Here is a 15,407-nt window from a genome sequence, read left to right as displayed (position 1 = left end):
TTATTGTCCCTCCTTTTTCTTACTTAACTTTTGTAAACCTACTCGAATAACGTAACCTGATGCTACAAAGAAGATAATTAAGGCAATAATGATAGACACGATTTCCTCAGGAATCCCTGCAGCATTTGGCATGTTAAGAGCACCGTATTTTAACGAGCCGAATAACGAAGCCCCGAATACTACGCCAAGTGGTGTATTGGCACCAAGTAAAGCAACAGCAATACCGTCAAAACCAATACCTGTGAAGCCAGCTTTAATCGATGCGTTTTGGAATGTACCAAGCGCCTCCATCGCACCACCAAGACCTGCAAACATACCTGAAATCGTCATTGCTAAAATGACATTTTTATTGACACTCATACCAGCATATTCTGCTGCATTATGATTAAAGCCAACTGCTTTTAGCTCATAACCACGTGTTGTTTTTTCTAAAATGAACCACATTACAACTACCATAAGAAGTGCAATTAGGATCCCATAGTGAAGACTTGAATTGTCTGTAAGCTCTCTTAAAAACGGAGAACGTAATGAAGCCGATTCAAGAACACGTTCTGTTTTAAAGCTACCATCTGACAATTTTTTAATAACAGCGTTCGCAATATAAAGTGCTGTATAGTTTAACATAATTGTCGCAATTACTTCATGGACTTTAAATTTCGCTTTTAAGAAACCTGCAATAAAGGCCCAAAATGCACCAGCTACTGCTGCTGCTAGCAATGCTAACGGTAAGTGAATGATTTTTGGTAGTTCAAAAGCATAACCTACCCATGCTGCTGCAAGCCAACCTAAAATTAACTGACCTTCAACACCGATGTTAAATAAACCTGTACGGAAGGCAAATGCTACCGCTAGACCCGCCAAAATATATGGTGTGATTTGACGAATTGTGTTCCCTATTGAATATGAATCTCCAAAAATACCTGTCCAAAGAGCACTATAACCTTGTATTGGATCATAGCCACTGACTACCATTACGATAGCACCTACAATTAAACCGATAATAATAGAGATGATAGGAACGAGTATATTAATGACACGATTTGACATTAGTCGTTCCCCTCCTTCGCTATATTTGTGCTATTTTTTTTACTTTGCCCCGCCATTAATAGACCAAGCTCTTGCTCTGTTGTTTCTTTTGGATTTAACTCATCCACTATCTGACCATCATAAATAACAGCGATACGGTCCGATACATTCATTACTTCATCTAGTTCAAAAGAAATTAATAATACGGCTTTTCCTTTATCACGTTGCTCTATAAGTCGAGAGTGAATAAATTCAATTGCCCCTACGTCAAGTCCACGTGTCGGTAGTGCCGCAATTAATAAGTCCGGATTTCGGTCAATTTCACGACCAATAATCGCCTTTTGCTGGTTACCACCTGATAAAGCGCGGGCAGGCGTCATTTCGCCATTACCTGTACGTACATCGTATTCTTTAATAATTTGCTTCGCTTTTTCTGATACTTTTTTATAATCCATTACAATGCCTTTTGCAATTGGCGGTTGGTAATATGTTTGGAGTGCAATATTATGACCGATTGGGAAGTCGAGTACTAAACCATGCTTATGACGATCTTGCGGGATATGTCCAACACCCTCCTCAGTAATTTTACGAGGTTTCATGTTCGTAACATCTTTACCGTTAAACTTCACTATTCCGCCTTTTACTTTACGCAAGCCTGTAATTGCCTCGATTAACTCAGATTGTCCATTGCCATCGATACCAGCGATACCAACAATTTCACCCTTACGTACAGTGAGGTTAAGGCCTTTTACTTTATTGATATTACGATAGTCAGTTACGACTAAATTCTCAATTGAAAGTACTTCATCAGTTGGATTTCCATCAATTTTTTCTGTTTTAAACTCTACTTGACGACCAACCATTAATTCAGCTAAATGATTAGGGTTTGTCTCAGTCGTAACAACCGTCCCAATCCCTTCACCTTTACGAATAATTGTTACTCGGTCGGAAACATCCATAATTTCTTTCAGCTTATGCGTAATTAATATAATTGATTTACCTTCAGCGATTAATCGACGCATAATTTGAATCAGTTCAGTGATTTCTTGTGGCGTTAAAGAAGCAGTCGGTTCATCGAAAATTAGTATTTCTGCACCGCGATAAAGTGTTTTTAAAATCTCGACACGTTGCTGCATACCAACTGTAATGTCTTCGATTTTTGCATTAGGATCTACATCTAGACCATATTTCTCAGAAAGCGCTTGCACCTTTTTCGCTGCGTCTTTAATATTGACTACGCCCATCTTAGTAGGTTCAGAACCTAATATAATGTTTTCTGTCACTGTAAAGTTTTCCACCAACATAAAATGTTGATGCACCATGCCAATCCCCAAATCATTGGCAACGTTTGGGTTTGTAATTTTAACAGCTTTCCCACGAACACGAATTTCTCCACCCTCTGGCTGATACAGACCAAAAAGGACGTTCATTAAAGTCGATTTACCAGCACCATTTTCTCCTAGTAGTGCATGGATTTCGCCTTTTTTTAGTTGGAGGGTGATGTTGTTATTCGCTACGAAATCACCAAATTCTTTGCGGATTCCAAGCATTTCAATCACGTATTCCAATATTGTCACTCCCTTATTAGGCAATTTTCTCTAAAATAATTGTACTCTAGTGTATTTCTACCTGCCTCTATTGCAATACAGCCCAGCATAAGGTTTAACTTTATTCAAAAGCGTTGCAATTTCTTTAAATAAAAAAACACCTGTATTGAACCTCACCTAAAGGTAAGGCATTTTCTAACAGAAAAATAAATTAATACAGGAAAGGTCATCGTTAGAAACCTTTCTTCTATTAACTTGGTACCATCATTATCTTAAGTTACGATAATATAATAATCTTATTTCAATATGGAAAAATAATATAAAAATAAAATATATCCAAACAGAGTATTACAAATAGTCAAAATATAACGATAGATTGAAAAATCATCATAAGGGCAGTTGTAAAGCCCTTATGATGATTAAGAGATGAATTATTTTTCCACTTTTTCTGGAACTACGATTTCACCGCTAGAAATTTTTTCTTTATATTCGTCAATAACAGCTTGTACGTCTGCTGGAATTGCACCACGAGAGTCAGCAAGTTTAACGCCGTCTTCAGCTAGACCGTAGACAACTGTTGTACCACCTGGGAATTCACCATTTTTCGCTTTGTTTGAAATATCTACTACTGCTTCGTTAACACCTTTTAACATAGAAGTTAAAGTAATGTTTGTTTTATCATCAACTTTACCTTCATCGTATTGGTCAGCATCTACACCAATTACCCATACGTTCGCGTTAGGATCTTTTGCTTTACGTTCTTTAGCTTCAGAGAATACACCGTTACCAGTTGCACCAGCAGCGTGGAAGATAATATCTACGCCTGAAGAGTACATGCTGTTTGCAGCGATTTTACCAAGATCCGCTTTGTCAAATGCACCAGTATAGTTGCGTTGAATTTCGATATCAGGGTTAACAGCTTTAGCACCTTCAACGAAACCAGCTTCAAAACGATTGATAACTGGAATATCTACGCCACCTACAAATCCGATTTTACCTGATTTAGACATTTTAGCAGCAGCTACACCCGCTAAGAATGCGCCTTCTTGCTCTTTGAAAAGAACATTTACAACGTTATCAGCTTTTACTTCAGCATCGATTAATGCAAAGTGGTTATCTGCATTGTCAGCTGCAACTGCTTCAACAGCATCTGCCATCATGAAACCAATACCGAATACTAAGTTAAAGTCACGACGGATTAAGTTGTTTAAGTTTGTTTCATAGTCAGCGTCAGAAGCTGATTGTAAATAGTCGAAACCACCATCACCTTTTGATAGGCTGTGTTCTTTACCATAAGCTTGAACACCTTCCCATGCAGATTGGTTAAATGATTTGTCGTCAACGCCACCTACGTCAGTAACCATCGCTACTGAGAAAGTTTCCTCAGTGTTTTTGTCTCCTGATGCATTGTCTTTTGCAGGTTTTTCTTCGTCCTTCGCACCACATGCACCTAGAATTGCACTTGCAGCTAAAACTGAAGATAATACTAAACCAAATTTACGTTTTTTCATTTTGTTAACCCCCCGAGGTATTGTAATTAGCAGGAAAATAATTTAGAAATGTTCTACACCCGTTTACGTACTACATGGAAGCTGAATTTATCAGCTCGGAAATAATTTTTTGAATACAGCACTACTTGATCATTATCATCATAATGGAGCTGTTTCAATACTAAAAGAGCAGTTTCACGACCACAATTTAGTATCGGTGATGCTTGTTCATGATACCCTACTGGATCAATATAAGTTACAGCATAGGCAACATGAATTTTACCCGATTGTTCAAGTGCAGAGAAAAGTGAAACTTCTTTTTTGTCAACAAAGTCAGTAGGCAGGAAGCTTGCTGGTAATTTATCTATACAATAAACTACTGGCTCACCGTCCGCTGTTCTGACGCGTTCAATCGTGAGTATTTTATCTTCGCCATCACATTGGAAGCGTTTTAAATCTTCATCAGAAGGGATATTCTCCGTTGCCTTTAAAAAACGAGACCCTGGTTCCATACCTGCTGTTTCGATCATAGAAGAAATACTGGATAAATGCTCGATGCCTGAAGTAAACAACGGCTTAGGATTAACAAAAGTGCCAACCCCATGTCGACGCACAATCACATTTTCCTCTTCCAACAGTCGAAGCGCTTCCCTAAGTGTTGCTCGACTTACCCCTAGTGATTTCGATAATTCAAACTCTGAAGGAAGTTTTTCATTTTCTTTAAAAACGCCCGTCTCAATGTCAGACTTTAAACGATCAATTACTTGAAGATAGAGATGACGATGATCTGCTTTTATAGTCACATAAATCACCACCAAAATCAGAGATCAGACATCTGATGTACAACATTCCTACTAATCGTTCATAAATATAACATTTTTGCAGAATGAAATAAACTATTTTAAGCAAAATCAATTATAGAAATCATTTTTTCCTTCTTTTTGTCGCAAACATTTGGACATAAATACTGAAAAAAATGATTGTTTTTCCTTTTTAAGGAATCAATTATCATACTGATGAATAAGCACTTGTCGAGGCTTACTGCCCTCTGGAGGCCCTACAATACCGCGTTGTTCCATCTGATCGACTATGCGAGCAGCACGAGAATAACCAATACGGAAACGACGTTGTAACATGGACACCGAAGCTGTCTGCATATTAACAACTAATTGGACTGCCTCGTCAAATAATTCATCCGTTTCTTCTAAAACTGTCTCTTCTTCACTCGGAATCATCTCTTCTTGGTACTGTGCTTTTTGTTGTTCTATAACAAAATTCACAACCGCTTCAACTTCCTGATCAGATAAAAAAGCACCTTGTACTCGTTTAGGTTTAGAAGCACCAGCAGGTAAAAATAACATATCGCCACGGCCAAGCAAACGCTCTGCCCCTCCCATATCTAAAATCGTTCTCGAATCAATAGCTGATGATACTGCAAATGCAATTCGTGAAGGGATATTTGCCTTAATAACACCCGTTAAAACGTCTACACTTGGTCTTTGAGTCGCTAATATTAAATGGATACCCGCCGCACGAGCCATCTGCGCCAAACGCGTTATGGAATCCTCGACGTCATTGGAGGCTACCATCATTAAATCTGCTAACTCATCGACAATCACTACAATATACGGCAACTTCGGATGCTTTTCCTCTGTTTGCTCATTTACTTTTTGTACATGACCATTGTAGCCTTCAATATTTCGAGTGCCCGTATGTGAAAATAAATCATAGCGTCGTTCCATTTCCGATACTACCTTTTTAAGTGCTTGTGACGCTTTTCGAGCATCGGTTACAACTGGTGCTAACAGATGAGGAATTCCATTATAGACATTCAATTCCACCATTTTTGGGTCAATCATCATGAGCTTAACTTCATGTGGCTTTGTTCGCATTAGTATGGATACCACAATGCCATTTATACACACACTTTTCCCGCTGCCTGTTGAACCCGCTACAAGTAAGTGCGGCATTTTATTAAGCTCTGCTAACACTGCTTGTCCAGTAATATCACGGCCTAGTGCTACTTGTAACAACGAATCTGGCTTCGCTCCATCTTTTGATTCTAGCACTTCTCGCAATGTCACGATTGCTACCTCACTATTAGGAACTTCAATACCAATTGCCGATTTACCAGGAATCGGTGCCTCCATACGAATATCCTTCGCTGCAAGTGCTAAAGCTAGGTCATCCTGAAGGTTAACAATTTTACTTACTTTTACGCCGATATCTGGCAGTATTTCATATTTCGTAACAGCAGGCCCTAAATGGACTTGCGTCACTTTAGCCTTTACCCCGAAACTTTGCAAAGTTTGCTCTAACTTTTTCGCATTTGCCTGAATTACGGAATATTCACCGCTTTGGTCGTGCTGTGGAGGCATTTGCAAAAGATTGAATGAGGGAAGTTGATAATCTGCATTTTCAACAGCATCTGCACTTCCAATGTGGACGTCATCAATAGGCTCTCCTTCTTCAATTTCTACGTGCTCAGCGATTGGCAGTGGTTCTTCACGTTCATGTGATACATTTTGTGTAAAGGCTGAGATAATTGGCTCATGAGAAACTTCCTCTTCCTCATGTACTTCATGGGCGTGATCAACAGCGGCAACTTCGTCCGCAGTACTTTCTGCTCTTGAACGACGACTTTTTGCTTTCTTAGGCGCATTTTTTTTCTTTTCTCGCTGTTTTTTTTGCCATTTCCCAAAAAGCACAGGCATTTTTTCAGCTAAATACGGAACGAGTGCCTTGCCCGTCACTAAAATTAAACCGATAAAGAAAATAACCCAAGCAACCACTTTCGCACCTGTCGCTTCAAATAATACGTGAAGGCCACTAAATAACAAAGCACCTACCATTCCACCGCCAAGTGCATCACTGCGATGAACCACACCTTCCGAATTAATTAAGATTCGCCACGACTCTCTAAGAACCGATTCAGATAATAAGCCACCTGATTTTGATAATTGCTCAAATAAAATCCCATGACTAAAAATAGTCAAGCTCATCACAATTAAAAGCATTCCTAAAATAAGTCGGTCTTTCATGCTTACTTTTTTCTGCCCAATCATTAATAGCAATGCAACAAATATCAGCATAAATGGCACTGCAAAATGTAAATTTCCTAAAAGAAACATGGCAATTGTTTGTAAAATACGTCCAATCATGCCATATTCAAAAATCATAATGACCGCAATTGCGATTAAGATGAGCCCTAAAATTTCGTACATAAGTGGATGCATTTCTTTTTTGTCAGATGTTGGTTTTGCTTTTGTTGCTTTTGTTGTTTTTCTTCTTTTACTACTTGCCATCTTTTTCACCTTCTTTTGCAATCCATTCTATATATGTAGCGAATAATATCATGTAGAACCCGATTATTTCAAAAAAAGGATTTTCCACCGTTTTTTATCGGCTAGAAAATCCTTTCTTCTTTCGCTACTTTCCCTTACCTTGCTCTAAAATACAACTCTCGCTTATAGGGCAAGTCCATTTTTCAAAGGTTGCTTGCTTAAGCAATGTCGCATTTTTTTATAAGACATTCAGCAAACCTTTTGAAAATTCAATCGGCAACGCTACGTAAATGTCACGTTAGTAGCAACGTGCGTAAAATAGTCGTTTAAAATTTTAATATTCCATAATGATTGGGATAATCATTGGGCGGCGCTTCGTTTTTTGGAATAAATAAGTATTCAATGTATCTCGAATCTCTTGTTTAATGTTTGTCCATTCAAATGTATCTTTTCCAACGTATTTTTCAATGACGGTTTTCGCAATTTCAGATGCTTCCACCATCAGTTGCTCTGATTCACGTACATAGACAAAACCACGCGATAAAATTTCGGGACCTGATGCGATTTTCTTTTGTGCTCGGTTTAATGTGACAACAACAATGAATATACCATCCTGAGATAGTAATTTACGATCACGTAAAACAATGTTTCCAACATCGCCTACACCAATACCGTCAATTAATACATTGCCGGCTTGTACTCGACCGCTCATACGCATTTTACCGTTTTTATATTCTACTATATCACCTTTATCGGCGATGAAAATTTGTGATTTTTGCATACCCAACTGTTGAGCTAGTTTAGAGTGAGCAATAAGCATACGATATTCACCTTGAACAGGGATAAAGTATTTCGGCTGCATTAAATTCAGCATTAGCTTTAAATCCTCTTGGCTGCCGTGCCCTGAAACATGGACATTTTTGCTCGATGTCAAAATTTCAGCTCCTGCTTTTGCAATGGAGTTCATTGTGTTAGCCATTTGTACTTCCATACCTGGAGACGGAGTAAACGTAATGAGTACTGTATCATTTTGTTTAATCTTAATATCTCGGTGATGTTTACGAACGATTTTTTCCAGCGCGTCTAGCGGTTCGCCTCTATTACCTGTTGCGATAATAATAATTTCTTCTTCTTGATATTTTTGCATATCAGAGATAGGAATAATAGTATCTTCTTCAACCGTTAAATAACCTAACTGTACACCTAGATCAACAGCTTTTTCTAGAGGTTTCCCTACAATCGCCACTTTACGGAATGATTTTTGAGCTTGTGTTAATACTTGTTGAATACGAATGAAGTTAGATGCGTATACAGCTACTAAAATACGACCTGGTGCTGAATGGAAAGTTTTTGATAGTTGTTCCTCAATCACAATTTCAGATGTCGTATAGCCTGGTCGCTCTGCTTCACAAGACTCAGAAAGTAAAATAAATACGCCTTCTTCACCTAATTGCGCCATTTTTGCTAAATCTGGCTTGAACTTACCTGTCGCAGACTGATCGAATTTAAACTCCCCTGTATGAACAATCGCCCCTTCAGAAGTATGGAACACAACTCCTAATGAATCGGGAATACTATGTGTTGTATGGAAGAATGTCACATACGTAGAGTTGAAATTCATACGGCTTCGATTTGTTACTTCAAAGAATTTCACCTGATGTGGTGCAGGTAATTCTTTTAAATGTTCTTTTGCGAGCGCAATAGTTAATTTTGATCCGTACACTGGTGCCTTCACTTTTTGTAAAATATAAGCGATTGAACCAATAGCATCCTCGTGACCATGTGTTAAGAAAATCCCCTTAACACGCTCTTTGTTTTCTTCTAAATACGTAATATCAGGAATTACGATGTCAATGCCCAGCATCTCGTCTTCTGGGAACATTAAACCGCTATCTACTACAAATAGCTCTTCGTCAATTTCTACTATGCACATTGCTTTTCCGATTTCGCCCACGCCACCTAGTGGAATGATGCGAATTAGTTCATTTTTCTTTTTTGTCAATTTGTTTCCTCCTAAAAAATATCCCGAACAGCAACCACTTATTTTCATTATACGGTTTGCAAAGCTTTTGCACAAATTAAAAATATAGGTAATGCGATTATTTTAACCCCTATGGCGTAAAAATCCACTCCGCTTTCCGCGGGCACAGTGTAAGCTGCAACCCTCGCGTGCGCGCGGTTTGTTGCGACTTACGTTGTGGGCTAGTCCCGCAGGAGTCTTCGTGGATTTTTACTTAGCTTATCATTAAATTGTTTGAGTGCCTGACACCTCAGCAAATCGCAGAGAAATTGTTTGAGTGCCTGGCACCACAATGTTAAAAAAACTATAGACAAACTCGTATTGCTGAGTTTGTCTATAGTATCATCTATCACTATCTAAAGCTTTTCGCTTTTTCTTGGTATGTTTCCCATACTAAATCAAAGTTTGCTTTCTCTTCATCCGTCATTTCTACCATTGGTAGACGAACATTTAATGTATCAAATCCTAATTTAGTCATTGCGTATTTTACTGGTGAAGGATTCGGTTGGGCAAACAATGCACGTACTAATGGTAATAATGCTCTGTGAATTTTCGCAGCTTGCTTGTGATTTCCTTCTTCAAACATTCGGATCATTAACTGCATATCATTTCCAACGACATGCGACGCAACTGAAATTACTCCCGCGCCCCCTATTGCAAGCAACGGTAATGTTAAGCCGTCATCTCCACTATATACAAAGAAATTATCAACAGCTTCAACGTTTTCAATAATATCGCCCATTTGATCTAAATTCCCGCTCGCCTCTTTAATCCAAGAGATATTAGGAATTTTACTTAAATCAACAGACGTCTCATATGCCACGTTCACACCTGTACGTCCCGGTACATTATAAAGCATTACAGGCAGCCTAGTTTCTTTTGCAATAGTTTCAAAGTGCGCGTAAATACCTCGTTGGTTTGGCTTATTATAATAAGGTGCTACTAACATAATACCATCTGCACCATTTTCTTCAGCCTTTTGCGTCATGGCGATAGAATAAGCCGTTTCGTTATCCCCTGTACCCGCAATAACTGGTACACGGCCTGCCACTTTCTCTACTGTAAATCTTACTACTTCAATTTTTTCTTCTGTGGTCATAGTTGGGTTTTCAGAGGTTGTGCCACATGCAACAATGCAATCAGTGCCATTATCTATTAAGTAATTAATAATACGTTCTAATTCCGGATAATTAATCGTACCATCTTCCTTAAACGGCGTTATCATTGCCGTTCCAATTCGACCTAAATTCATCCTTACACCCCTCTTATAGTAAGTTATCCTCAAGCATTGCTTCTGCAATTTGGATAGAGTTCAATGCAGCGCCTTTTAATAAATTATCTGATACGATCCAGAGATGGAATCCCTTTTTATTGTCTAAGTCTTGACGGATACGTCCTACAAAAGTAGCATCTTCCCCTTCTGCGTAAATTGGCATTGGGTAAGTTTGTGTTGCGATATCATCTTGTAATACAATTCCAGGTGCATGACGTAATACTTCGAAAATCCCCTCAACTGTCGTATCTTTTTCTACTTCTATATAAACAGATTCAGAATGTCCTGAAACGACAGGTACACGTACGCAAGTAGCAGCTACTTTTAGCTCTGGTGCATGCATAATTTTCTTCGTTTCATTAATCATTTTCATTTCTTCGTATGTAAAGCCATTGTCTGTAAATTTATCGATTTGTGGAATGACATTACGAGCAATTGGGAAATGACGTTTGTCGCCACCACTTGGTAAAATATTCGCTTCTACATCTTTACCTGCATCCCAGTTTTCGCTTTGTGCTTTTAATTCTTCAATTGCTGAAATACCTGCACCAGAAACTGCTTGGTATGTTGATACTAATACCTTCGTTAAGCCAAATGTTGCACGGATTGGTTCAAGTGCTGCAACCATTTGAATTGTAGAGCAGTTTGGATTTGCGATAATCCCCTTATGTTTAGCAAGATCGCCGCGATTCACTTCAGGTACAACTAACGGTACCTCTGGATCCATACGGAAATGGCTCGTATTGTCAATAACTACCGCCCCGCGTTTTGCCGCTTCAGGCGCAAGCACTGCCGATACAGAACCACCCGCAGAGAATAAAGCGACATTGACGCCTTCAAAAGCTTCTGGTGTCGCTTCTTCAATTGTATATGTCTTACCATTAAATTCGATTGGTTTTCCTGCAGAACGTGCAGAAGCTAAAAATTTAATATGTCCGATTGGAAATTTTCGTTTAATTAGTTGCTCCATCATTTTTGAACCTACTGCTCCTGTTGCCCCTACAACTGCAACTGTTAACTGCTTAGTCATCTGTCATCTCTCCTTGAATACAAGTTCCATAATGTGTGCTATTGTATCATAAAAATACTGAAAATTGTGTGCAATTAATGATTTATTTGAAATATTGTATCAACAGTGGTTGTAATTGCGTTTTCTGCGTAATTGCTGCATCAACCGTCTCGACCATTTGATTAAAATCAGCAATTAATGAATTCGGTTTTCCGTGGGGTGAATCTTGACCGAATGGAATAAAGTAGATGTTTTTTGAATTGAGCAGTTTCATAATATTCATGCCGTTTAGGCCAAGTGCATCATTTGTGGAAATGCCTAGCACGACAGGTGAACCGTTTCGCAATGTTGCCTTTGCCGCCATCAGCACAGGGCTATCTGTCGCTGCATTGGCAAATTTACTAATACTATTACCGGTCATTGGAGCTATAACCATTGCATCCAATGGATTGGAAGGTCCAAATGGTTCTGCTTCTTTTATAGAAGAAATCACTTTTTGTCCTGTCAATTCCTCTATTTTTGCAATCCATTCTTCTCCTGTACCGAAACGTGTAGCAGCGTGTAATACAGAGTGGGTAATAATCGGGATAACTGTAGCCCCTGCATTAATAAAGTTTTGAATTTTGGGTACAACATCCTCATACGTGCAATGTGAAGCCGTAATGCCTAAACCAATTCGTTTACCCGTCAGCAATTTTCTTCCTCCTCTATTGCCTTGCACAAAATTTCTGCCGCATCATGTGCAAAGTATTTCCCAGGTAATGATGGCAATAGTACATATGTCTGTAACTGGTCAGCATCAATATCTAAACAGCCTGGCTCTGAAGCTAAATCATATAGCACAGCAGGCACATGGTCCTGAAACGATTCTGTAATCCATTTGGCAGGAATCGTATTGATGAAAATACCATCATGTATCGACCATTTTCGATCATCTAAATCAGACGCTTTATAGCCATATGCTTTCGCTTCACTCACTTGTACCACTGAACGCGCAACAATATGCACGTTAGCACCCATCTTTACGAGTAAAGAAGCGAGCATTTTGGCGATGCGTCCAAAGCCTGCGATTGTAAAGTTTTGTCCGTAAATACATTTCTGCTCGAGTCCGTAGAACGTGGCGATAAATCCCTCCGCTGTCAACCTCGCATTTTGCCAAATAAAAGACTCTTGCTGTAAATAGCAATTAGTTTCATTTTTTTCTAGCAACTGCTTCCAATGCATTGTCAATCGCCCAGTATAAAACTTAACTTGTGATATGCCATATAATTGTTCTACTTCTATCTTCAATGGAAGTATAGGTAGAATAATTTTATTGGGCTGGAACTCTAAAACAAGTTTATTTAACTCCTCATTCCAAACTGAAGTTCTTTTATAGAATACTGTACGTGAAGGGCTTCGCAGCATCGTTGCTAATTCTTTTAACCTTGAGTCCTCGCCGATCACCAGCCATTTTTCGTTTTCCAAAAGCTCACCTCACTGTAAAAATTCGGACTGTACCGTCGTTGTTTTGTTAAATAAAATACGATCTTCCCCAATTAATATAATTTCATGCCATGGAATCATTTCACTAACTTTCACTTTCTTCTTTTGGAATGGTAATTTTTCTTTAATAATCTCAAATCCATGTATCTTACCTGTCTGCACATCTAATAGGCATTCTGTGTGTGCCAGTATGCCAAAATGTACACCACCTTCAACCTGAATTAACTCTTTATCCACCATTTCAGATAATAGCATGCCTCATCTCCCTCCTTGAGCCGTTAACCCAATATATGCCGAGTTTTTGCAAATCGTGCCCCATATTGAAAGTACTTCAATGTTGCAACTTTAGGCTGAACTGTGTATAGTGTGCATATACAGTTTATTAAAATGAGAGGTGAAAATTTGTGCATATCCATTTAAGCAATGCGAGTGATAAACCAATTTACGAGCAAATTACTGTACAGCTAAAAGAGGCAATTTTAGCAAATAAATTACAGGCTGGCGATGCACTCCCCTCTATTCGTGCACTCGCAAAGGATCTCAAAATTAGCGTAATGACAACAAAACGAGCTTATACAGATTTAGAGCGAGATGGCTTTATTGAAACCGTAGCTGGCAAGGGTAGCTTTGTCACTGAACGCAACCAAGACTTTCTCCGTGAGGAATTATTGCGTCAAGTAGAGGAGCATCTGCAAAAAGCCGTAAGGACAGCCAAAACTGCAGGTCTTTCAAAAGAGGAATTAGGAGACTTACTTTCGTTAATTGTAGAGGAGGACAACTAAATGAATTCCATAGAAATTCATGATTTACACAAAATCTTTGAAGGCTTTTCATTAAAAGATATTAGTTTTTCAGTACCACAAGGAACTGTTATGGGCTTTGTTGGTGAGAACGGTGCAGGCAAATCAACTACTATTAAATGCATGCTCAATTTATTGAAAAAAGAATATGGCGAAATTTTGCTATTCGGCAAAGATATTGTCGAACATGAGCTTGCGATAAAAAACGACATCGGTGTCGTTTTCGACGAGCTGCATGTACCCGAAACGCTTAATGCGACGCAGCTCGACAAATTTATGAAAAAGGTATTTAAAACATGGGATTCTACCTATTATTTTGAGCGATTGGCACAATTTAAAGTACCTGAGCGAAAAAAGGTAAAAGAATTATCTCGAGGAATGAGGATGAAGCTATCAATTGCATTAGCGTTATCGCACCATCCAAAATTATTGATTTTAGATGAACCGACAAGTGGACTAGATCCAATTATACGTGATGAAATTCTCGACTTGTTTTTAGATTTTATGCAGGATGAGACACATAGCATTTTATTTTCATCACATATAACGAGTGATTTAGAAAAGATAGCTGACTATATTACATTTATTCATAATGGTGAAATTTTATTTAGTGAAAGCAAGGATGTCTTACTGTATGACTACGGTATTTTCAAAGGGAATAAAGAGGAAGTAAGCGATTTACCAGAGCAAGCCATTATCCGCAAACGTAATGGCGCTTTCGGGCTTGAGGTACTTGTTCTAAAGAATGAAATAAGTGAAGCATTTACCGTTGAAAGGCCTACGATTGAAGATATCATGCTATTTTACGTGAAAGGTAGTGTTCAATTATGACTGCTCTTCTAGTAAAAGATTTAATGACCATTCAACGGCAATTAAAGACAAAAGTGCTTTTTCTTTTTCCCATTCTTTTTATATCCATTGAGTTTGAGCAAGGATATTTTATTTTTCCCTTTATTTTATTTATCCTAATTATTCAAGCAGTCACTGCTCTTACTTATGATGAACTATGTGATTTTGATAAATATGCCAATACTTTACCCATTTCAAAGAGCGAAATTGTCCTTAGCAAATACATGCTCAGCCTTTTTCTAATGTTTATCGCATTGATTATTGCGTTACCTATTGTTTTTATAATTAATCACTTCACCAACAATTGGGAAACAGCTAATTATTTCCTTACATTTAACCTTATTATTGCGGTAGCATTATGTATGCTTGCTTTAATATTACCAATCTATATAAAATTCGGCTCTATAAAAGGGAGATTCGTTCTTATTTTCCTATTTTTTATTCCAGGCTTGATTATCGGTTTGTTAGATGAGTACTTTGCGAATATTTGGCTAGTTGTTTCTAAACTACAACATTTGAGCTATCTCGCACCTTTTATCGGACTTTTTATTTTATGGTTATCTTCTCTTATTTCAACAGCAATCTATAAACGTAAGGAATTTTAGGAGGGAGGTTGCATGCACT

At 38.2% G+C, this 15,407-nt stretch carries 14 protein-coding genes; 3 read left to right on the top strand and 11 right to left on the bottom strand.

The genetic code is table 11. The features are described 5' to 3' along the window. The 11 genes from ACIQXW_RS01225 to ACIQXW_RS01175 form a co-directional block, all read right to left on the bottom strand. Nucleotides 1–1,047, bottom strand: a complete 1,047-nt coding sequence (locus ACIQXW_RS01225; RefSeq protein ID WP_340825769.1) for an ABC transporter permease — start codon at nucleotides 1,045–1,047, stop codon at nucleotides 1–3. Beyond that, on the bottom strand, nucleotides 1,047–2,594 hold the full coding sequence (locus ACIQXW_RS01220; protein ID WP_340825771.1) for an ABC transporter ATP-binding protein: 1,548 nt from the start codon (nucleotides 2,592–2,594) through the stop codon (nucleotides 1,047–1,049). Before ACIQXW_RS01220 ends, ACIQXW_RS01225 begins: the two co-directional genes overlap by 1 nt. A gap of 410 nt (nucleotides 2,595–3,004) precedes the next feature. Continuing rightward, a complete protein-coding gene (locus tag ACIQXW_RS01215) occupies nucleotides 3,005–4,084 on the bottom strand; it encodes a BMP family lipoprotein (protein WP_340825772.1) in 1,080 nt (359 codons plus the stop codon). A 53-nt stretch (nucleotides 4,085–4,137) separates the two neighbouring features. Beyond that, the gene (locus ACIQXW_RS01210; RefSeq protein ID WP_139860220.1) at nucleotides 4,138–4,866 is read right to left on the bottom strand and encodes a GntR family transcriptional regulator; all 729 of its coding nucleotides are present in this window, start codon (nucleotides 4,864–4,866) and stop codon (nucleotides 4,138–4,140) included. Between the two features lie 198 nt (nucleotides 4,867–5,064). After that, entirely contained in the window at nucleotides 5,065–7,368 is a 2,304-nt protein-coding gene (locus ACIQXW_RS01205) for an FtsK/SpoIIIE family DNA translocase (RefSeq protein ID WP_402759448.1), read from the bottom strand. A 313-nt stretch (nucleotides 7,369–7,681) separates the two neighbouring features. Next, on the bottom strand, nucleotides 7,682–9,349 hold the full coding sequence (locus tag ACIQXW_RS01200; protein ID WP_402759446.1) for a ribonuclease J: 1,668 nt from the start codon (nucleotides 9,347–9,349) through the stop codon (nucleotides 7,682–7,684). 370 nt (nucleotides 9,350–9,719) lie between these two features. Further along, nucleotides 9,720–10,619 (bottom strand): 4-hydroxy-tetrahydrodipicolinate synthase, encoded by a 900-nt coding sequence (gene dapA, locus ACIQXW_RS01195; RefSeq protein WP_402759444.1) that lies wholly within the window; start codon nucleotides 10,617–10,619, stop codon nucleotides 9,720–9,722. 13 nt (nucleotides 10,620–10,632) lie between these two features. Continuing rightward, on the bottom strand, nucleotides 10,633–11,670 hold the full coding sequence (locus ACIQXW_RS01190; RefSeq protein WP_402759442.1) for an aspartate-semialdehyde dehydrogenase: 1,038 nt from the start codon (nucleotides 11,668–11,670) through the stop codon (nucleotides 10,633–10,635). A gap of 82 nt (nucleotides 11,671–11,752) precedes the next feature. Beyond that, nucleotides 11,753–12,343, bottom strand: coding sequence for a dipicolinate synthase subunit B (locus ACIQXW_RS01185; protein WP_340825777.1), 591 nt, complete (start codon nucleotides 12,341–12,343; stop codon nucleotides 11,753–11,755). Next, on the bottom strand, nucleotides 12,337–13,116 hold the full coding sequence (locus ACIQXW_RS01180; protein ID WP_401009434.1) for a dipicolinate synthase: 780 nt from the start codon (nucleotides 13,114–13,116) through the stop codon (nucleotides 12,337–12,339). Before ACIQXW_RS01180 ends, ACIQXW_RS01185 begins: the two co-directional genes overlap by 7 nt. Nucleotides 13,117–13,125: 9 nt before the next feature. Next, a complete protein-coding gene (locus tag ACIQXW_RS01175) occupies nucleotides 13,126–13,389 on the bottom strand; it encodes a YlmC/YmxH family sporulation protein (RefSeq protein ID WP_173477709.1) in 264 nt (87 codons plus the stop codon). A gap of 149 nt (nucleotides 13,390–13,538) precedes the next feature. Between ACIQXW_RS01175 and ACIQXW_RS01170 the strand changes: the two genes are divergently transcribed. Genes ACIQXW_RS01170 through ACIQXW_RS01160 form a run of 3 tightly spaced genes read left to right on the top strand, consistent with a single transcriptional unit; the run spans nucleotide 13,539 to nucleotide 15,388 of the window. Next, nucleotides 13,539–13,916 (top strand): GntR family transcriptional regulator, encoded by a 378-nt coding sequence (locus ACIQXW_RS01170; protein ID WP_402759439.1) that lies wholly within the window; start codon nucleotides 13,539–13,541, stop codon nucleotides 13,914–13,916. After that, a complete protein-coding gene (locus ACIQXW_RS01165) occupies nucleotides 13,917–14,765 on the top strand; it encodes an ABC transporter ATP-binding protein (RefSeq protein ID WP_340825781.1) in 849 nt (282 codons plus the stop codon). Beyond that, complete coding sequence (locus tag ACIQXW_RS01160) at nucleotides 14,762–15,388, top strand: ABC-2 transporter permease (RefSeq protein ID WP_402759437.1); 627 nt, start codon at nucleotides 14,762–14,764, stop codon at nucleotides 15,386–15,388. Before ACIQXW_RS01165 ends, ACIQXW_RS01160 begins: the two co-directional genes overlap by 4 nt. Nucleotides 15,389–15,407 lie beyond the last annotated feature (19 nt).

The organism is Lysinibacillus sp. NPDC097162 (assembly GCF_044762185.1).
GTDB lineage: Bacteria > Bacillota > Bacilli > Bacillales_A > Planococcaceae > Lysinibacillus.
The sequence above is the reverse complement of the archived record's forward strand: the minus strand, read 5'-3'. Positions and strand labels throughout refer to the sequence as shown.